The 20650-nt window shown below is 39.0% G+C and carries 17 protein-coding genes; 8 read left to right on the forward strand and 9 right to left on the reverse strand.

The genetic code is table 11. The features are described from left to right. Positions 1–20 precede the first annotated feature (20 nt). Both ACMAYL_RS02880 and ACMAYL_RS02885 read right to left on the reverse strand, forming a co-directional pair. Positions 21–7640: a beta strand repeat-containing protein gene (locus ACMAYL_RS02880; RefSeq protein ID WP_412470717.1), complete on the reverse strand. Its 7620-nt coding sequence runs from the start codon at positions 7638–7640 to the stop codon at positions 21–23. A gap of 228 nt (positions 7641–7868) precedes the next feature. Next, a complete protein-coding gene (locus tag ACMAYL_RS02885) occupies positions 7869–8336 on the reverse strand; it encodes a hypothetical protein (RefSeq protein WP_103217473.1) in 468 nt (155 codons plus the stop codon). Between the two features lie 157 nt (positions 8337–8493). Here ACMAYL_RS02885 and ACMAYL_RS02890 point away from each other — a divergent pair, with 157 nt between their 5' ends. Continuing rightward, on the forward strand, positions 8494–9819 hold the full coding sequence (locus ACMAYL_RS02890) for a cation:proton antiporter (protein ID WP_412470718.1): 1326 nt from the start codon (positions 8494–8496) through the stop codon (positions 9817–9819). A 37-nt stretch (positions 9820–9856) separates the two neighbouring features. Further along, complete coding sequence (locus tag ACMAYL_RS02895; protein WP_412462701.1) at positions 9857–10573, forward strand: diacylglycerol/polyprenol kinase family protein; 717 nt, start codon at positions 9857–9859, stop codon at positions 10571–10573. 19 nt (positions 10574–10592) lie between these two features. On the opposite strand, the gene ACMAYL_RS02900 is transcribed toward ACMAYL_RS02895, so the two are convergent. Then, the gene (locus ACMAYL_RS02900) at positions 10593–10880 is read right to left on the reverse strand and encodes a hypothetical protein (RefSeq protein WP_146037820.1); all 288 of its coding nucleotides are present in this window, start codon (positions 10878–10880) and stop codon (positions 10593–10595) included. A 36-nt stretch (positions 10881–10916) separates the two neighbouring features. On the opposite strand from ACMAYL_RS02900, the gene ACMAYL_RS02905 reads away from it, so the two are divergent. Beyond that, on the forward strand, positions 10917–11585 hold the full coding sequence (locus ACMAYL_RS02905) for an acyl-CoA thioester hydrolase/BAAT C-terminal domain-containing protein (RefSeq protein ID WP_412470719.1): 669 nt from the start codon (positions 10917–10919) through the stop codon (positions 11583–11585). Here the strand turns inward: ACMAYL_RS02905 and ACMAYL_RS02910 are convergent. After that, positions 11571–12623 carry a metal-dependent hydrolase gene (locus ACMAYL_RS02910; RefSeq protein ID WP_412470720.1) on the reverse strand — a complete coding sequence of 351 codons (1053 nt, stop codon included), beginning with the start codon at positions 12621–12623 and terminating at the stop codon, positions 11571–11573. The genes ACMAYL_RS02905 and ACMAYL_RS02910 overlap by 15 nt on opposite strands. Before the next feature lie 48 nt (positions 12624–12671). Between ACMAYL_RS02910 and ACMAYL_RS02915 the strand changes: the two genes are divergently transcribed. The 3 genes from ACMAYL_RS02915 to ACMAYL_RS02925 all read left to right on the forward strand — a co-directional run bounded on the left by ACMAYL_RS02915 (position 12672) and on the right by ACMAYL_RS02925 (position 14148). Continuing rightward, entirely contained in the window at positions 12672–13409 is a 738-nt protein-coding gene (locus ACMAYL_RS02915; RefSeq protein WP_392991645.1) for an NAD-dependent deacylase, read from the forward strand. Between the two features lie 88 nt (positions 13410–13497). Continuing rightward, positions 13498–13854: a hypothetical protein gene (locus tag ACMAYL_RS02920; RefSeq protein ID WP_412462704.1), complete on the forward strand. Its 357-nt coding sequence runs from the start codon at positions 13498–13500 to the stop codon at positions 13852–13854. Between the two features lie 18 nt (positions 13855–13872). Further along, positions 13873–14148: a hypothetical protein gene (locus ACMAYL_RS02925; protein ID WP_021266765.1), complete on the forward strand. Its 276-nt coding sequence runs from the start codon at positions 13873–13875 to the stop codon at positions 14146–14148. Between the two features lie 59 nt (positions 14149–14207). Here ACMAYL_RS02925 and ACMAYL_RS02930 read toward each other — a convergent pair whose 3' ends face one another. From ACMAYL_RS02930 to ACMAYL_RS02950, 5 genes are read right to left on the reverse strand one after another with little or no spacing between them, the layout of a single operon-like run. After that, positions 14208–15479, reverse strand: coding sequence for an acetyl-CoA C-acetyltransferase (locus tag ACMAYL_RS02930; protein ID WP_412462705.1), 1272 nt, complete (start codon positions 15477–15479; stop codon positions 14208–14210). 28 nt (positions 15480–15507) lie between these two features. Then, positions 15508–16866, reverse strand: a complete 1359-nt coding sequence (locus ACMAYL_RS02935; RefSeq protein ID WP_412462706.1) for a hypothetical protein — start codon at positions 16864–16866, stop codon at positions 15508–15510. Then, the gene (locus tag ACMAYL_RS02940) at positions 16866–17690 is read right to left on the reverse strand and encodes an ABC transporter permease subunit (RefSeq protein ID WP_103217484.1); all 825 of its coding nucleotides are present in this window, start codon (positions 17688–17690) and stop codon (positions 16866–16868) included. The genes ACMAYL_RS02935 and ACMAYL_RS02940 overlap by 1 nt, the downstream gene beginning before the upstream one ends. Next, complete coding sequence (locus ACMAYL_RS02945) at positions 17683–18420, reverse strand: ABC transporter ATP-binding protein (RefSeq protein WP_158246834.1); 738 nt, start codon at positions 18418–18420, stop codon at positions 17683–17685. Before ACMAYL_RS02945 ends, ACMAYL_RS02940 begins: the two co-directional genes overlap by 8 nt. 10 nt (positions 18421–18430) lie before the next feature. Further along, positions 18431–18841: an acyl-CoA thioesterase gene (locus tag ACMAYL_RS02950; RefSeq protein WP_103217486.1), complete on the reverse strand. Its 411-nt coding sequence runs from the start codon at positions 18839–18841 to the stop codon at positions 18431–18433. A 69-nt stretch (positions 18842–18910) separates the two neighbouring features. Between ACMAYL_RS02950 and ACMAYL_RS02955 the strand changes: the two genes are divergently transcribed. Together ACMAYL_RS02955 and ACMAYL_RS02960 are read left to right on the forward strand one after the other, a co-directional pair. After that, complete coding sequence (locus ACMAYL_RS02955) at positions 18911–19666, forward strand: MotA/TolQ/ExbB proton channel family protein (protein WP_103217487.1); 756 nt, start codon at positions 18911–18913, stop codon at positions 19664–19666. Positions 19667–19677: 11 nt separating this feature from the next. Then, entirely contained in the window at positions 19678–20529 is an 852-nt protein-coding gene (locus tag ACMAYL_RS02960) for a VWA domain-containing protein (RefSeq protein ID WP_103217488.1), read from the forward strand. Positions 20530–20650: the final 121 nt, after the last annotated feature.

Here is a 20650-nt window from a genome sequence, read left to right on the forward strand (position 1 = left end):
AACGTATCCAATACATATATTTATGGAATGACTGTATAGTCAATGCTACCGACTCCACCATTACGACTAGCATCGGCACCAAGACCACCTGATGCGTCAGCTAAACCGAGCCAATTATTCGTTCCACAATTTACATGGATGCGACCACCACCGCCACCTGAACCGCGGAAGCCAGTCGTATTTGATCCACCAATTGTTGATATATTTCCACTACCATCACAAGTAAGGCCCTTTACATAAACCGAACCACCAGCACCAGAGCCACCTGTTGCACCAGAGAGATTTCCGTTAACACCATTTGAATCGACTGCAGCAGAGATATTTACATTAGCATCTGAAACTAACCAGATGACACCACCACCAGCACCACCACTGTAATCTCCCGAGTCATCACTTCCACCACCAGAGCCCGGAGTATTTGGCTCAGTTGCACTACCATATGTAATTCCACTATTGGTACAATAACCATCACCACCGGCACCAGCGTGTCCTCCCGCTCCGGCCGGATTATTTCCACTAGAACAGGCAAGTCCACCTGCCACTCCATATCCATTATGACCAATTCGGCCAGGAAGCTCCCCTTTACCAAGAGAAGAAATAGAAGCATTCACATTAATATCACCAACAGCGTAGACATCAGGAAGACCAGCTTCAACAGCTCCATCAAAAGTGACAACACCACCTGAATGGATTTGAGAAATATCCTTACTTGCAGAAATTAAACTAGAAGTTGCTGTTGAGAAATTCCCACTAATATCAAAACCTACATCAGTATTATTTCCATAAACTCTAAGAGTCATCGCTGTATCAAGAATAAAGTTTCCGGCACCAGTAAAGCTTTGTACACCACCTAGAGTTAGGTCGTTACTAACGGTACAAGTTGAGGCAAAGTCACCTGTTGTACAAATTGAGTCCTGATCCATTAATGATACATAGAATGAACCTTCATCAATTCCACGATCATTATTTTTCATATCAATTGTTCCACCATATTGATAGACACCACTAATGTCTGTCATCGTAATAGCAATTCGACCCGCGCCACCATGTCCACTTGAAGATCCACTTGCAGAACCACCTTGAGCGGCCATTGATCCATTTCCAGTAATTGAACCAGTATTGATCCAAATTGAACCACCAGAACCACCTGAACCATAGTTTCCTGATATATAAGTACCATTTCCACCATTAGATAAAATAGCGCCCGTAAAATTTGTTAAGTTTGAAATAGAAAACTTAACGGCACCACCACCGTCACCACCGGCAGCATGAGCATGACGTCCACCACCAGAACCGAAATCAGTTGGTGCAGTTTCATCTCCATAAAGACTACCCCAAGTGTTGGCACTATAACCTTGGCCACCAATACTTCCGTAACTAGCAGCACCGCCATGATTATTTCCACCACTAGAGTCTTTACCTCCACCAGGTCCAGATGTACTCGTATAACCTCTTTGTGAAACATCAACTGTTCCTGCAAGATCGAGATTTGTTGCAATAAAATCTGCAAGGTTAACCTTCATCGTGGCACCGGCTTCAAGCGTTGCATTTCCAGAAATATCAAAAGTGTACTTGTCACGATTTTGAGATTGAATCGTTGCACCAGATTTTACAAGCAGATCTCCAGTAACGTTAATATTTGTAGCGCTATCATAGAGATAAATATCATTATTTATAGTTAAGTTACCTGCAAAGAGATCACTCGGTAGCCATTTGGCATTGTTAATTTCACAAGTCGTTCCACTTGTTCCAACATCACAGAATTGGTCTAATGTTGTATAAGCTAAATATAAAGTTCCAAAATCACCTGGATGAGTTGAAGTACCAGGCCCATAGTTGAATATTCCAGAAAATGTATTACTTGAAGTAGTGATATCAACTGATAAGCGACCACCTGATCCTGAACCAGCACCACGTCCACCAGAGTTACCACCTTTGGCCTGAATATCTCCTGTACCAGTAAAGCTTGTGTTAGCAGTAATCCAAACGGAACCACCCGCACCACCACCACCAGCGTAAATACTTGCACCTGCACCAGCATTTCCGTCGGCCTTAATCTCACCATCGACATTAACAGTATCAGCAATAATTTTGATGGCACCACCACCATTACCACCTCGGTAATTTCCAGATGAACCACCACCTGAACCAAAAGTGATTGGAGCAGTTAAGCTACCATATGGACTATTACCACCAGCAGTTGATGTTGCGTTTTCACCATTACCACCATTTCCACCGTGCGCCCCGCCCCCAGCTTCATCATTACTATTTGTGAGTCCAGGCGATGGCCCAAAACCTTCTTCAAGGCGATTTCTAGAACCATAGTAACCGAGTCCAACAGCACTTATTAGGCCACCAGATTGAAGATCAAAAGCAGATGTTTCAAGAAGAGATAGGTTCGCATTAATTGATGATCCATTCGCAATTGTTATGGCCGTGTCGGCCGCAATTGAAATCGATCGAAGATATTCTGTATAAGAAATACTTGAGCCAGCTTGAAGGCTTAGACTTCCAGTTAAATCGATTGAGAAATTTCCATTATGGCCTTGAATTGCAAGCCCTGCACTTGGAGATAGAATAAGATTCGCACCAGTAAGAGAAATATTATTTCCTAATGGCTTAGTTGCAGCAATTGTACAAGTAGTTGCAAAATTACCACTATCACAAATAGCATCATTAGTTGAAAGTCCTAAGTGAAATGTTCCAGGGCCTCCGTGCTTACTACTAGAGCCACCATTAGTATTAACAACACCTGTTAGGTTATAGTTGCTACCTGCAAGTTCAATTGAAAGCCTTCCACCAGAACCACTACCACTTCCGTAGTAATACAATTTACCTTCACCACCAGAAACAAGAATATTTCCACTACCAATAATTGAATTGGCCGCTTGAATCCAAACAGAACCTCCGGCACCACCACCTGAAGCATAAATAGAAGTAGTTGCTCCGTCATTTCCTTGTGCCAGGATATTACCATTTAGAATAATATCGTTGGCCACAATCTTAATGGCCCCACCACCATTACCACCAGAAATATTCTTAGAAGCTCCACCACCTGAACCATAGTCAACAGGATTAGTTTCACTACCATATGGAGATTGTCCACCTAGCGTTGCTGCGCCTTCTCCGTTTCCACCAACAGAGGCGTGAGCACCACCACCAGCTTCATCTGTATTATTTGAAAGTCCAGGAGAGATCCCAAATCCTTCTTGATAACCAAGACCGGCACCACGATAACCAAGCCCTTTTGCATTGAGGCTTGATCCTGCTTGAAGTTCAAGTGTTTGGGCCTCAAGATTTGTGAGATTAGCTAGAACCATTGCATTTGCTTCTAATGTCACATTTCCATCTGCAAGCAGTTCAATACCACGAGCATTGGCAATATATGTAATACGAGAATTTGGCTTAAGAGTTAAGTTACCAGTTAGATCAACTGCGATACCAGGGTTAAGGCCATCAACAGAAAGCGAGACACTATCTGCGATCTCTAAGTTATTTGCAGTAATCGTATAGTTTGCACCAATCGTCTTATTTTCATTTATATAACAAGTTGAAACCAGATCACCACTATCACAAATTGAAGAAGGATTTCCTAGAGCTAAATAAAATGTTCCATCTCCGGCCCTTTTCTTTCCAAGGCCACCTGACGTAAAAACATTTCCAGAGAAGTCATAAGAAGAACCATTATACTCAATGGCAATTCGGCCACCAGAACCACTTCCTGCACCAAAGCTATAAACCTTACCAGCACCACCAGCAGCAGTAATCATCCCCGATCCAGTAAAAGAATTGCTTACTTGAAGCCAGATTGAACCACCAGCTCCACCACCTGCCGCATAGATTGAGCCAGAAGCACCGTCTGTACCATTGGCCGTTAATGAGCCATTAACCGTTAGATTATCTGTAATAATTTTAATGGCACCACCACCATCTCCACCATCGTAACCATTTGATGCCCCAGCACTAGAACCATATTCAATTGGAGCACTAGCTACACCGTAGATAACGCTACCACCAGCTGTTGAAGCATTCTCTCCGTTTTCTCCAACAGAAGCGTGGCCTCCACCACCTGATTCGTCAGTACCATTGCCTAAACCTGCAGATGGCCCCTTCCCATCAGCACCACCATCACGTCCACCAGTGTATCCTCGACCATCTAGATTAATCGCACCACCAGTTTGGATATCAATAGATGTGGCCGTAAGTTCTGTTATATTGGCCGCAAGTGTTGCGCCAGATTCAATCACAAGATTACTTCCAATATTAAGTTCAATACTTGTAGCATCAGGAGTTTGAACAAGAGCACCACTTTGAAGAGTTAAGTTTCCTAAAATCGTATAAGTTACATTGGCCATGAGTGTTTGAGTATCATTGATATAACACGTTGTTAGAACATCACCGCCACCACTACAATTTGGATAAATATTTGGGATATTTACATAGGCCGTTCCCTCTGCAACTCCACGTCCAGCAAGGTGGCTAACATTTGCATTAACAGTTGCCTGATTTGCAATAATTGAAATTCGTCCTCCAGCACCATTGGCAGCGGAGTTGGTATGACCAGAAGTTCCACCAGTAGCCGTTAGTGTTGCAGCTAAAATTAAGTTATCAGCAGTTAGCCAAATTGAACCACCAGCACCACCACCTGAGATATCACTATTTTCTTGGCCATTGCCACCATTAGCAGAAATTGTTCCAGAAATTTCTAAAGTATTTGTAACGCTTAACTTAACGGCACCACCACCGCTTCCACCAATACGTGAACCACCAGCACCTCCACCTGAACCATAATCGACAGGAGCACTAATTGAACCATATGCAGGAGCACCGGCCGTCCCTGCGTTACCATTGAAACCATCTGTAGCATGACCACCGCCACCACCATTATCATCTGTTCCAATACCGCCAGCAGGTCCTCCACCATTGCCCATAGCACGACCACCAAAGTAGCCTTTACTATTTACATTAATGGTACCAGTGATCGTTGCATTAGAAATAGTTGAATCTGAAATATTAGCGTTTAGCGTTCCGGCCATATTAAAATTATTAGCAATAATATTACTAATGGCCGTCATTGCATCCATTGATAAAAGCCCACCAGTAGCAATTGTGAAATCTCCGCCAGCATTATTAAAAGTGAAGTCAGAGTCAAGGCCCTTAATACTTACGTTTCCGGTTGTATCAATTGTTAAATTTCCGCTTGTGAGATTTATGTCACCACCGATTACTTTAGGAGTATTGATAATACATGTTGAAGAAAAATTTCCACTATCACAAAGTTGGTCATTACTTGCAAGACCTAGATAAAAGCTACCATCTGATGCGCGAGTACCGACACTTCCGCCAGAAACACCAATGGTTCCATTAAATGTATAAACACCAGTGTTTTGATAAATTGCTAATCGTCCAGCTGCTCCAGCACCTGTCCCTTGTGCACCATCGATTGCACCAGCAGATCCACCATTAACAGAAACACTACCGCCACCAGTAATTGTATTTTGAGAAATAATCCATAGCGACCCACCAGAGCCACCAGCTCCTTGGTCACAACAAGTTTGAACACCTGCTCCACCTTGAGCAAGTATATTTCCATCAATATTTAAATTTGTTGTTATTATTTTTACGACACCACCACCGGCACCACCAGACTGATCATCACCAGCTCCACCACCTGAACCAAAATCGACCGGCTCAGTTCTTGAACCATAGACAGTTGTTCCACCACTTGAGCGTCCATCACCACCAGCACCAGCGTGTCCTGCACCACCTGGATCAGCACTTGTATTTGAATGTCCTAGACCACCTGATGGCCCACTTCCATTTGCAGCACCACTTGCTCCACCAGCATAACCTTTGCTTGAAACATCAATACTTGCACCTGCTTGAATATCAAGAGTAGTTGTACTTAAAAGAGTAAGGTTTGCAGAAATTTTTCCACCAGATTCAATTGTGACATTTCCATCAACTTGCATAATTATTTTTTCAAGAGCATTTGAAGAGATGTCTCCTCCACTTTGAATCACAAGATTTCCTGGAATATAAATAACTGTTGAATCCGCCATTGTTTGTAGATCATTTACATAACAAGTTGTGTTTACATCTCCTCCACCTGAACAAACAAGGCCAGTTCCAGATGAAGCGATTGCTGCTGTTGTGAATGTCTGGGCCTGCTGCCCGATCGTATTATTTGAAGTATCAATATAACAAACCGTTAAACTATATTGAGTCGAAGGATTAAGTGACGATATATTTTGAGTTAAGTTTGTATTACCAAAGTCAATCCCCGCAGAACAATCACTAGGGGCAATTGCTCCCGTCACAAGGTGATACTTATATGTTTGTAGATTTGTTGTATTGATAACAGCGTAGCTTAAAGCAATATCATAACTATTAATTGTATCGAGATTTAGTGAGTGTAAGTAGCTGGAAGTTTTTGAGAAGTTTTTAGATTCAGCACTTGAGGTATTTCCAGCACTATCAGTAACTGTTGCACTTACGGTTACAGCTCCATCTGCTTGAGAGCTAAAATCAAAGGTATCGCTCCAATTGCCTCCTGTACATGCAGTTGACTTGGTTACGACATTTCCACTTAAAGTCACGCTACCATCTTCTGTACACGTTCCTGATAATGTAGCACTTGGGCCAAAGACTTCACCTGCTGTGTTTGTAATAGTCACACTTGGAATTGAAGTATCATAATTTATTGTCGCACTAATGGGATTATCATTAATATACTCACCAGTTGTAGCGGTCCAAATATAAACAGTTCTTGATCCATCTGCTCCTGCTGAAAAGGTAAAATCAGTAGGCTCAGTCGTCACCCAACTACCGCCACTACAAGTAGAAGTATCCGCTGGCTTTGTAGACTGTGATTCAGATAAACACCACATCGTTGCATAAGTATCATTACCAATGCTAAGGCCTACTGTTAAATCATTTGAGTCACTCGTTGCCATCGTGATTGTAGGATCTGGCATCGAAACATTTTTTGTCAGAGTAATCGTTTCTTGAGCAGAGGAGTTTCCAGCGCTATCAGTATAGACAACATCAAAATCGAGACTGCCATTAGGTATTGCTGATGTATCGACATCAACGCTCCAACTCCCACCAGAACAAGTAGTTGTTGCTGTTATTGCATTTGATAAATGAACTTCACCACCATCTTCACTACAAGTTCCCGCTAAAGTAAAATTCGTTTGATTCGTTTCATCAATAACAGTAGCGGGAGGAGTTGTGATTGCAGTAGATGGTGCTACGGTATCAACTTCAATGGTTCCAATAATAGGATCTTCTGAAACTTCATCACCACTATTTGCTGTCCAAACATACAGGTCGCGACTACCTTCTCCAGGAGAAAATGTATAAGTCGCAGGAGGGGCAGGTGTCCACGCTCCTCCGTTACAAGTTAGTGTATCTGTAGGCTGAGTTGTCTGAGATTCTGAAACACAATACTTTGTAGCGCCACTTGTGTTGGTGATATTAAGCCCAACAGTTAAGTCATTACTAATTTCGGGGCTACTAGAGTCTGAATCCAATAAAGAAACTGTCGGAATTGTGATTGCTCCATCACCAACGATAGAGTACTTAATTTTCGAACAGGAGCTAAAAGCTATTGCTAATAGAAGGAGAAAAACGTGCATCGATATCAAACCTGTTAAATAATTTTACTTACTCAAACAAGTTTATCGACATAAAGTTAATTTTCTTAACAATTTTTAGTATTTAGCAGAATAAACTCAAGAAGCCATTCATAAAGTCCTGTAATATTAAGCTCTTACAAAACTACTCTATTGAAAAGTGAAATTCTTGCCATGGCCTTGATTTGACATGGCGTAATTCCAAACTGCCAACTTCGAAGGCCAGCTAAACTACTTACACTCTCGCATGCGCTGAAGTAGTTCACTATCCTGTTCTTGAATTCGAGGTCTTAAATACTCAACAATTGAAGAGTTTTCTTGAAGGATACGAACTAAGCGACATAGAAAGACATTATCTTCTGGGCTCTCAACAATTGACCAGCCATCAACGACATTATTTGTTTCATAGAAAAATTTAAAAAAGAGTTCTTTGTACTCAAGTTTTACATTCTTTCCGGCCTGAGCAATTAATTGTTCGCCAAGCGCTTTATCATGAACAGAAAATCCCCACGTCAGTCGATCACCACTTCCAAGATCTAGCGTTCCTTCATAAGTTTTAAAGAAGACACCTTTCTTTGTGATTCGCACTAATTTACCCGAGCGAGTCCCATCAGACTTTGGATAATTTAAAATTCCCCAACCTAGAAGACCTGCAATAATTGCGAGAATAAAAAGTGTGAAATAGATTTTCTTCTTCAAATGAACAACCTCGTTAAATAATTGATAGCTCTATTGTAGCCATTTACATCCTTAGTTGTAAAAAACTTAATATTATTAACGCATCTTTATACCTCTTAAGTTTGATCTAGCGTCTGTGTGCGTTAAATTTCAACAAAGCCAATGAGCGAGGTTAAATGTGTTCGACTTCATCGATTTAACAGATACCCAGGCCGTTATTCCAATTCTAGGCCTGTGCCTTCTGTTATGTCTTGTGGTAGCACGTTTTACTAAATTTATAGGAATCCCTAAGGTCAGTGGTTTTATTATGCTAGGGATTATTCTAGGGCCATATGTCACAGGCCTAATCACTCACGAATTTCTTGAAAAAACTAATTATCTTTCTGACCTTGCTCTAGGCCTTATTCTCTTTAATATTGGCGGGGAATTTAATAAGTATCTCTTAAGGCGCTTAAGCAATGAAATCATTAAGGAAACTCACCTTAAAGTTTTTCTGATGTTCTTGATTAGCAGTGTTCTCTTTGCCACTTGTCTTGCTATCTTTACCGGACTCTCCTTAACAAATATTTTTATAATATCCTCAATGCTTGGAATTATAAGTATCGAAGCGGCTCCCCCTACAACGGTACTAGTAATGAAAGAATACAACACACATGGCCCAATTACTGATGCTATCATGATTCACTTGGCCGTTGTCACTGGACTAACAATTGTAGGGAGTTTATTTTTGACTTCAATTTTTGAAGCAACAGACCTGTGGCCTTCTTCTGCCTCTGCTTATCAGTCACTACTTTCCATGGCCAAAGAAGTGATCGGATCAATTGCAGTAGGAGTTGTACTGGGACTTCTTCTTACTTGGCTTGAAAATTTTGAGAATAAGATTGGTAACTTTCTCTTTTCCATCATAACAATGATTCTCTTTGCTCAAACACTCGCTTATTTCTTAAAGTTGAATGTTCTCTTAATATCGCTAGTTTTAGGTTTTACTGTCACCCAAGCTTCTTCAAAAGGTCGCCTCATTCATACGACAGTTAGAGATATTGGAAGTTCACTCTATGCCATTTTCTTTGTCTTTGCTGGCACCCATATCAATATTGCAGGGCTTATATCTGATGACGCACTCTTTGTGATCATGTACATCGTCATTCGAACACTATCTATTTTTGTGGCCCATCGCTTCTTTGCAAAGCGAGTAAAAATCAATGATTACAGTATGTTAGGTCATTGCCTCTATTCACATGCTGGTACGGCCATAGCTATTGCCATGACTATTCAAAGAATCCCCCATATCACAAGTGGTATAATCTTTCAGACCATCATTTCCAGTATATTCATCTTTGAAATTGCAGGGCCACTTATCCTCAAAGAGGCCCTAAAACGCAGTGGAGAGGTCTCTTTAGAGTCCCTGAGTGATGGGCAGTATAGTTATGGACAGGATCGCCGATCAATCTTCAAAATCACCAAAGATTTTATCTCGAACAGTCTGTCAGGACTAAAAAAATAGTTTTGTCAGGATTAACAACCTGAGTTAAGATGCACATATGGATACGACAATTGCAAATAATGAAAAAAACGATGTGGAAACATCGACTAAAGATATAGCTGAACAAGTTTCACAAGAAGAAAACGATACAAAAGAAGAGATAACGAAAACAAGAAAAGACCTACATATGCCACGTAGGATTTTTCACTTTTCGATGGGCCTTATTGCGGGAATGATCTATAAGCATTTTCTTACTCACGCCCAAGCTGTTCACATCCTTGGTATTGCTACATGTGTATTCTATATACTTGAACAGATAAGAATTAACTATCCAGAAAATAAATTAATGAAGCTAGGTAGCCGCTACCTTTTACGTGCAGAGGAACAACTTAAAGAGTCAGCTTCCATGCCGTATCTTATGGGCCTACTTCTTACAATCTTAACTTTTCCAAAAACGATTTCACTAGTGGCCGTCTTCACTCTTGCTGTTTGTGACCCATTAAGCGCAATCATTGGAATTCGTTTTGGTAAAACTAAATTAAAAGCGAATCGCTCCCTTGAGGGAACTTTGGCCTTCTTAATTGCCACACTTGCCATTCACCTAATGGTGCTTATAAATGTCTATGAGTTTAATATAAAGATAGCACTCGTTTCAATCTTCAGCTCCCTTGTGGTAACAGCAGTAGACTTTATGGATTTTAAAATTGATGACAACCTAACGATTCCACTTTCAACAGCTGGAGCGCTTTGGTTATTTATGGCAATTTTTCTTTAGAAAGATAAGTAGAAAGCTACTAGAAGAACTTTAAAAATTTCTTCTTCTTTATTTGCACGCGACGATAGAAAGCTTCATTCTTAGCCTCATGCTTCACTTCCACTAGTCCTTCTCTAATAAACTCATTGAGATAGGCTTCGAGGACTTCCATATTTACATCATCAAGAAGGCTTAGATCTTCACTCTTTATTGAAATGAGAAGATTTTCCATATTCATCCATTCAAAGAATGATATATTCTCCAGAATAATCTCTTTTGCTAAATCGATTTCATCGTCCTTGAATGTATGCTGCATTTTAGAATTCACTTTTAAATTCTCCTCGCTCCATCTATTATAAAACATATGGAAAATAATACTAGTCGAACAAATGTTGGTACAAATCTCCCGATTGATTCTATTGAAGTCGGCAATCCTAAAGCGCAAAAAACTCTTTTAGTCCTACATGGTTTTGCCCAAAACAATGAACAAATAAAAGAAAATATTGTCGATAAATTTTCATCAGAGATTATACAGAACTTTCGTATTCTTATTCCAAATGGGATTTTTCCAATCCCTAAGATTAGACCTAAAGAAATTACTTATCGCTATAGTTGGTATTTCTACGACCACACAAGACAGAAATATTATATTGATATGAGTACACCAATCCAGGCCCTTGGAAACTATCTTAAGGCCAACGCAATTGACTTTAAGCATGTCATAATTATTGGATACTCTCAGGGAGGCTACCTTGCGCCAATTATGGCAAGCTACCTACCCGGAATAAAAGCTTCAATTGCAATTAATGCAAATACAAGAGTTGATAAGCTTGGAGAAAACCTAAGCTTTGATCATCTTTCAATACATAATGAAGGTGACCCCGTTGTTGAATTTCAAAACTCTCATAATAGCTTTATTGAGCTTAAAAAGAAGATTTCTAATGCTCAATATGTAAGCTTTAAAATTAACTCTCACGAAATTGCGCCTGAGAATATTAGAGCTAGTGAGACCTTCTTATTAGAAATCAAATAGTAACTTTAAGAACTCTTTTCGTGAATTGATATCAACGGCACGAGATGTATTAAAGACAACGTGTCCTTCTCCCTTATGAAATTTAATATCCCACATGGCCTGTGATGAATAAGGAAGAATACTGTAGCGTGAATCCACAATTGTATTATCTTGGCCCCAATGTAGATAACCGCTAGTGAAGCTTCTAAACCTCTCATAGTCATAAGGAAACTTCTGAGACTTATAGTGCTTTAAAAGGTTTTTAATCTCATTTTCTTTAACAATCGATGCACTCTCACTTTTTGGATAAAGCTTAATCTTACCAAAAGGAATACTTTTAACAGCATAAAACTTTGCTTGATCTTGATCGACGACAATTCCTCGCCATATGACATTATTAAAAATTGTCGGCTTAATCATCTGCCTTTGTGTTTGTTCATTAATAAGGCCCTTAGACGTTAGGAAATTAGTAACTCGCTCACGTTGATAAAAACCAAGTGACATAAAAGCAATGACATAAATAATGGCGGCATCATTAAATTTTAAATTCTTTGTTCGAAGACAAAGAATAACAAGAATAACGAGCGGGATAGTACAAAGTGGATCAATGACAGCAACGGTATTTAGCGCCACTCTTGTTGAAGAAAGTGGCCAAAAAAGCTGAGTTCCATAATTTGTGAATGAATCAAGAAGCCCATGGGTTGCATAAGCACAAAACGTATAAAGGTAACTTCTTTTCACTGGCACACGAAATAGTTTAAGAAATAAACTAACGATTAAGGCCCCTATTGGTATAAAGAAGAGAGAGTGAGTGAAATGCCTGTGAAACTGAACATGAAATAGAGGATCAGAGGATGAACGAATTAAGACATCTAGGTCAGCGGCCATCCCAGCAAGAGCACCCCATAGAGCTATCACCTTTAATCTAGGCATTTCTTTAGATTCATTAGAGTCATTAGAGTCACTACTATCTTTTGTTTTTTGACGCATTTTTGCTTTAACTTTGGCCGCTCCAAGAGATGCCATCGAACCGAGCACTGCCTGTGATAATGGGTCCACTAAAATCCTCACTTTATGTATTCACCAAGAGTATGTTACCATAAATTAATGAAATTTTTAAAAGACCAAGCACTCCTTGCTGGCATAAAAAATATTTGTATACTAACAGGCGCTGGCATCTCTAAGGAGTCGGGATTAAAGACTTTTCGTGACCAAAATGGGCTCTGGGAAAACCACGACATCTACGAGGTAGCCTCCCCCTTGGCCTTTAACAATAACCCCAATTTAGTTCACGAATTCTACAACCAAAGAAGACGACAGTTACAGTCAGGTGAAGTACACCCAAATGATGCTCACATAGCACTTGCGGAGCTTGAAAAGACAGGAAGTTTTCATACAACGGTTATCACTCAAAACGTCGACAATCTTCATGAAAGGGCCGGCTCAAAGAATATCTTTCATATGCATGGCCAACTTCTAAAAATTCGCTGCAAGAAAACCAAGAAAATCTATGAATGGACTAAAGACCTTACCATCGAAGATCGCTGCCAATGTTGTCATACCAAAGGAAATCTTAGGCCACATATCGTTTGGTTTGGTGAAGTCCCGCTTTTCTTAGATGAAATTCAACAGGCACTACTCAATTGCGATCTATTTGTCTCAATAGGTACTTCAGGGCTAGTCTACCCGGCCGCAAACTTTGTTGCTATTGCAAAAAGCGCTGGTGCTCATTGTTTAGAGATTAATCCACATCCGACAAATAATGCTGAGCTCTTTGATGAAACAATCGCAGAAGTTGCAACGCAGGGCGTACGTCACTTCGTGGAATCCATGCTTGCCATCTAGCATGCAGAAATTACATATCTCATAAAATCACTTTAATTTTCGTTTTCCCTTGGCTATAAGTGGGCACTCAATGCTATTGGAGAGATAAATGAAATCAGTGATTTTAACACTAGCGATGCTGTTTGCAGTTACATCAAACGCACAAGCTTCAAGTAATATTAGAGAAATTTGCGAAAATGCTTACTATGCCACTGGCTATACTAAGCTTCATCAATATAATCTCATCGTCAACTGGGCCCGTATTTCGGATCACGCCCTAGTTGATCTTGAGAATATTATCTACTCAGACTACTTCAAAGTTCTAGCTGAGAAAGATCTAGGTAATAACAAATCAAAATATACTTTAAAAGAAAATGGAAAACTAAATTCATATCAATATGAAGCGGCCCTTAGTGAACTTGCAAAGATCACAGGAAATAAAGCTTCATGTGTTTATGATCTTTAATCATTAGAGGGAAAAAATATGAAAAAACTATTACTAGCAGCAACTCTTTTTATTTCAGTAAATGCAAGCGCAAACCAAATCAAAATTTGTGCAATGGAAGCTCAAGAAACTTGTAAAGAGTTAACAAACAAAGAAGACTTCTACACATGTTTCAATTCAGTACGTGACTACTGTATTGATAACTACATGTACCAATCAGGTAACAAGTCAATGCCATGGTGTTTTGATGAGTGTGCTCTTGTTCAAGACGAAGCTCAAAGAAACCTTTGCTACGAAACTTGTACTGAAAAATAATTCATACAATAAAGTATAAATAAAGAAGGCACCCAATGGGTGCCTTTTTTTATTCAATTTTATCTTTCAACGATAGCAACAACGCCCATCCCACCTGCTGTACAGATTGAGATTAGTCCACGTCCGCCGCCTTTTTCTTGAAGCATTTTAGCAAGGCCTGCAACAATTCTTGCACCAGTTGCACCAAATGGGTGTCCAAGAGCAAGAGAGCCACCTTTAACGTTTAGCTTTGAGCGGTCAATTGACCCAAGCGCTGAATCTAGGCCAAGCTTTGTTTTACAGAACTCTTCATCTTCCCAAGCTTTCAGTGTACAAAGAACTTGAGCAGCAAAGGCTTCGTGAATTTCATAGAAATCAAAATCTTGAAGAGTAAGTCCTGCACGCTTTAAGAGCTTAGGAACGGCATAAACAGGGGCCATTAAAAGACCTTCTTCTTCGATGAAATCAACTGCTGCCGACTGACAAGTAGTAAAGTATGCTGAAACCTCAAGGTTATGCTCTTTTGCATATTCTTCTGAACATAGGAAAACACAAGAAGCACCGTCTGTTAAAGGAGTTGAGTTGGCCGCAGTAAGAGTTGCCTTCTCAGACTTTTCAAATGCAGTCCTAAGAGATCCCATCTTTTCGACAGTAGTGTTAGCTCTAAGAATTCCATCGCGCTCTAGGCCTTTAAAAGGCACAACAAGATCATTATAGAAACCTTCATTGTATGCACGCTCAGCATTTTGATGAGACTCCCACGCAAGTTGGTCTTGGTCCTTACGAGCAATATGCCAACGCTGGGCCATAAGCTCACAACTTTGTCCCATTGAAAGACCTGTGCGAGGCTCCTTAACCGCAGGGAAAGATGGTTTTAGATCGGCCGGGCGAATACTTAGTAAAGCCTTCACGCGCTCACCTGTTGAGCGAGCATAATTTGCACGGCTCATAGCATCTGAGAATTTTTTTGAAAACTCAACGGGGATATCACTATTCGTATCAACACCACCAGCAATTCCACACTCAATTTGTCCTGTAGCAATTTTCATTGCAATAATATTTGATGCCTCAAGTGATAGGCCACACGCTTTTTGAATATCAGTTGCAGGAGTGTGAAAAGAAAGTCCTGACTCAATTGTACACTCACGTGCAAGAGAGAAATCATAAGCATGCTTACTAACAGCTCCAAGAACGACCTCACCTACTTCTTGGCCTTTTAGGTTCATCTTATCTACTAAACCTTTAAGAGCAGCTGTCATAAGTTCTTTGTTAGATACACCTTGATATGTCGTTCCAGACCTTGCAAATGGAATACGTGATCCCGTGATAATACAAACTTTTCTTTGTTCCATTAGTTTTCCTTTTTATAAATTTGCCTTTTCAATTTATTAGGCTTTTTAGTTCGAAAATTATTTTACGATAACTGCTCAAATGAAAAAATTCATCAAGCTCTAGGAGTATCGAATTCAATTTAAGTTTTTCTTTTGCCTCAATAGACTTGAGGATCTCAACAACATACTTTTCAATGACTATAAAACATATCGCTAGAGGAGATAAATTTGATGTGTACACATCAGGAAATCCTACACCATTTAGAGAACCATGGTGCTGGCGAACAATAACATCAATTCCAGTTGGAATCCCTGAAATCTCCTGCAAGAGAGTTGTCGTCATATTAGCGTGCTCTAACACAAGCTTCTTTTCTTCATTTGTTAAATCCACGAAGGCCATATCATCAAGAGAGTGGATCTTTAAAAGCTTCTCTTCACGTAGAAGGATGTCGTGGAAAAAACAAATATAACAAACTTTATCCATCGTTTGCTTTAGTTGTTCTCCTCGCCCCCATCCTAGATTTGGAATGATTTGATAAAAGAACAAACTAGTTAGATAGTTTCTTTTAAACGCATAAGTCGTTTCATTCTCTAAAAGAGAGCGAAGAAGTGTTGAAAGTTTCTTAGAGCCGCTTACAGTCTTTGTCATAGCTACAATAGAAGTCTTAGCAAGCTTTACTGTTTGTGGAGTGATTCCAATTTCATTTAGAAGGTTTTGTGAAATTTCAAAAGTATCACTACTAATTTCCATAATTTTCTTATCTTCTTTAAAGGCCTTCACAACCTTTGTTAAAGACTGAGATAAGATTTGTCCCATTAATTTCTCGAAATCTTCTTTTTGTACAAAGAAGTGCGAAAGATTATTATTTTCATAACGTCTTACGATATCTTTATCAAGAACGTCATTGGCATAGATTCTTTTAACAAAATGATCCACACCAGTTTTTGTCATTTTAATATAGATATCACAGCATGGATTTGAGAGCTGATAGAAATTTGCAATTTCAACACTAACAAAATCAGGCATCTTTAAATGTCTTAACTCCTCATCTGTAATATTTAAACTCTTAATTAGTTGAAGACTAATATCTCTGAGAGAAAACCTCGATGGTAGAGAGACAAAGCTCCCATAATCAATTTCCATCTCACCTAAGATAACAACAGGCTTTTTTATCGAGTGATCAATGATAAAATTTATCAAATTTTGAGCGCCAACAATATTACGTCCTTCGCTATCGACATAGCGATTCTCACAAACGATCCCGTCATAAGTTGCTAATTCATCCGCATTCGTAATTAGTGATGAGTTAGCAAGACAATCAATTTCAAAAGAGTACTCATTTGTTAAGTACTCTCTCACACTTGATTGGATGCGCTCATCTGAATGGATAATTAGCAATTTTCTCATTAAAATGATCTTCTTTTAAAAATAAAGTTAAAGATTAGTCCCCAAATCCCAAGAGTTGCCACTAAGTGAACAAAACCAAAGACAAAGCTTTTTACAATTTCTAAATTAAGTTCGGCCCCAAGCGATAGCATATCTGCAAGGCCTGAGATTTCACCAATTCTTGGAAGCATCCAATAAAAGATAAAACCGAATATTGAAGAAAGGTTTAGCCCCGAAAGAGCTGGATTTCCCGCCTTGATATAAGTATAGACACCAACAGATGCCAGAACATAAAAACAAGTTAGTAGAAGTGTTCCAATTTTATTAAAGAATAAACTGAAGAAACAACTCACAAACATAATAATCAAAATCTGTAAGAAGTGAGGAATTAGTGAAGCAACCATCTTCACCATTGAGAAATCCACACCCTTTGGCACAAGATCATTTGATAGAAGAATAACAACCCCAATTATCAAAATGAAGATCAGATAAAGGAAACTTAAAACGGCTCCACCAAGCATACGATTGATAACATATGAAGAGCGCTTAATTGGCAGTGCTAAGATTTGAGAAATTACTCCACTTTCTAAATCACTACGAAAGATATTTGCCGAAATAAGAGCTGCGACAAGCTTTGCACTAAGACTGATAATCCAAATAACAACTGTCATACTTGCGGTTGCTAGATATGTACTAAAACCAGATTCTTGAATTTCAATTTGAAGGGTATTACTTAGCACTCCTCCTAGATACATTACAATAACAGTCATAATGAATAGAAAGATTACTGATTTATTTCGAACTTCTTTTTCAATTGTATTTTTAATAAGCGTTAAATTAAACATGAACTTCCCCACTTTCCTCTTTAGTCCCTTTAATAAGAGTATAAAAACGATCCTCTAGAGACATACCACCACGTACTTCATCAATAGGCCCCTGGGCCTTAACTTGACCGTGATTTAAGATAATCACCTTCTTTGCAAATTTCTCAACTTCAGAAAGGATATGAGAGTTAATTAAGATCGTCTTACCTTTGCTCGAAAGCTCAAGGCAGATATCCTTCACATCTTTGATACCGATTGGATCAAGCCCAGAGAATGGCTCGTCTAAGATAATCAAATCTTTATCAGCAACAATAGCAATACATAAGCCTACTCGCTGCATTTGGCCTTTTGATAATTCACTAAGCTTTTTCTTGCCTAACTCTCCAATTGATAGTTTTCCTAAAGCTTCTTGAATTCTTTCTTTTACAAGAGACTTTTCAACTTGGTGAAACTCAGCAAAGAACTTAAGAGTTTCTTCAACAGTGAAGTAGCTATAGAAAGTAAATTTTTCAGGTAAGTAAACTAGACGAGATCGAGACATAGGATCATTTGAATCAATATCATAAATCGAAATATTGCCACTATCTGCACTTATAAGATTTAGCATACACTTTACAAAAGTTGTTTTTCCAGCACCATTTGGCCCTAAAAGAGCAACGACATCTCCATGTTCTACAGTAAGAGAGAAGTCCGATAATGCCTTTTGGTCTCTATAACTTTTAGAGACATTCTCAACGTTAATTACGCTCATATAGAAATCCTTATTTTTCGAGAATTGTTTTTGAGTTAATACTTCTTGGCCTTTTATTTTCATCAATGGCCACGTATGTGAAAATTCCATCCGTCACTCTAACTCTTTCTGTTTCAAACTTGCGAATAACCCAAGCTTCAACTTTAACAGCAAGAGATGTATTTCCTTCTCTTACAGTTGAGCAGTAACAGCATAAGATATCCCCAACTCCTACTGGTTGGATGAATTTCATTGCTTCAATTGCGATAGTTGCCGTACGGCCATTACAGCGCTTTCCAGAATAGATTGCACCGGCGATATCCATTTGCGAAAGAACCCAACCTCCAAAGATATCACCGTTGTGATTTGTATCACAAGGCATCGTTAGCGTGCGAACACATAGTTCTCCTACTGGTTCATTTTCACTATTTTTTCCCACCATTTATATCCTTTTAAAGTCAGTTATAATAATTAAAAATATATCTATAATTTTAGAGTAAAAGGTCATTCAATGCTAGAAAAGAAAGAATTGCAACTCATTGGACAAGCTGTTGTTATAAGCAGTGTTATTGTGGCGGTATTAAACGGAGCGTATCTGTCTGGTATTTTCCCACAAGATGGAATGGTTTCAAGATTGCTAATTCTCTTAGGCGGAAATTTCATCAAAGGTGGCTACATTCAGTGGCTAACTTACATGGCATTCTTCTGGTCAATTTCAGAAATAAAAGAACTAAAGGCCCAAATTAAAGCTGAAAAGTCTTATTTTAAGGCCAATCTCCTTCCTACTGATGAAAAACATTTACTCATGTCTGACGATGTCATTCAAATAGGACAAAAAGTTAAGGACTTTGAAAAGAAGTATTCGAAAACTTTACTCACACAGCTCATTAAAAATTCTTGTGCTAAGTTTCGATCAACGAAAAATATTTCCGAAGTTCTAGAGGTCATTAATATTATAACTGACCTACATCGAGACAACTCAGAAACTGAACAGTCTAATATTCGCTATCTCCTATGGGCCATTCCTTCTCTTGGCTTTATTGGTACTGTACTTGGTATCTCAAGTGCTTTAATGTTAGCAAACTCCAAAGACATGCAACTGATTACTTCAACTCTTGGTGTTGCCTTTGATACAACACTTGTTGCACTAATCCTAAGTATCATTCTTATGTGGCTCTTTCACGATTTGCAAAAAGCAACTGATCAATTTCATATGAAAACAAAAGAATATGTAATTGAAAACTTAGTTAATAAGATTGAGATGTAGGAAAGCAAATAATGCGCCAAAGAAAGTCCATAGACGTTTTTAATATTTCATTTCTTGATTTACTTTCAGGAGCACTTGGAGCGGTGATTATCCTCTTCATCGTTGTTCCAAAGAATGAAGCACCTACAACAGTAGAAACTCCAAAAGAAGTTTGCGTTGATAATTCACAGGCACTTTCTCAATGTGAAAAGCTTGCTCAGGATCAAAAGAAAGTGATTAAAGAGCTAACAGCTCAAATTACCCCACCGCAGGCCAAGCCAGAACCAAAACCAGAACCAAAACCGACTCCAGCTCCAACGGTTAAGAATGCTGATGTAGGTTTTAATTTCAAAGGCAAGAGAGTGGCCTTTCTCATTGATGTTTCAGGATCAATGGCAACAGATGATCGTATTGGCCAAGTTAAGGCAGGCCTTAAGATGCTTATTGCTTCAATGGGAAAGGACTACTACGTCGATATCATCTACTTTCCAGGAAAGAATCGCAGTTCTCAGTATGCCCTATGGGGCGTTCTCCAAGATCTTAGAGATTTAAAAATCAAAGAAGAAGTCTATGAATTTCTAGCAGGACTAAGGCCACTTGGCGCTACCCCGACAAGAGCGGCCCTAAAATATGTTATCGACCAATATCCACAACTTACAGATATTGTCTTATTAAGTGATGGCTCTCCAACAAAGTCAGGCCGAACAACTTCACCTGATAGTATTGAAGATATTGTTAGGGATATCACCGACAAAAATAGACTTCGAAAAGTCCAAATTAACGCTATTGGTGTGGGGGCCACTAACTTCAGTAAGTCCTCAAATTTATATAAATTCTTAAAGAATTTAACAGATGCCAATAACGGTTTTTTCTATGGCTTCTAAAGTTGGCAAAAATTGCTAATTTTGCTAACCATAGATTTTATCGGATTTTTTAGCTAAGTAGTTGATATAAAAAGATTAACTACCTAGCAACTTCAGCTACTTACCCAAAATTGTCATAATA

This window comes from Halobacteriovorax sp. RT-2-4 (genome assembly GCF_047085445.1).
Taxonomy (GTDB): Bacteria; Bdellovibrionota; Bacteriovoracia; order Bacteriovoracales; family Bacteriovoracaceae; genus Halobacteriovorax_A.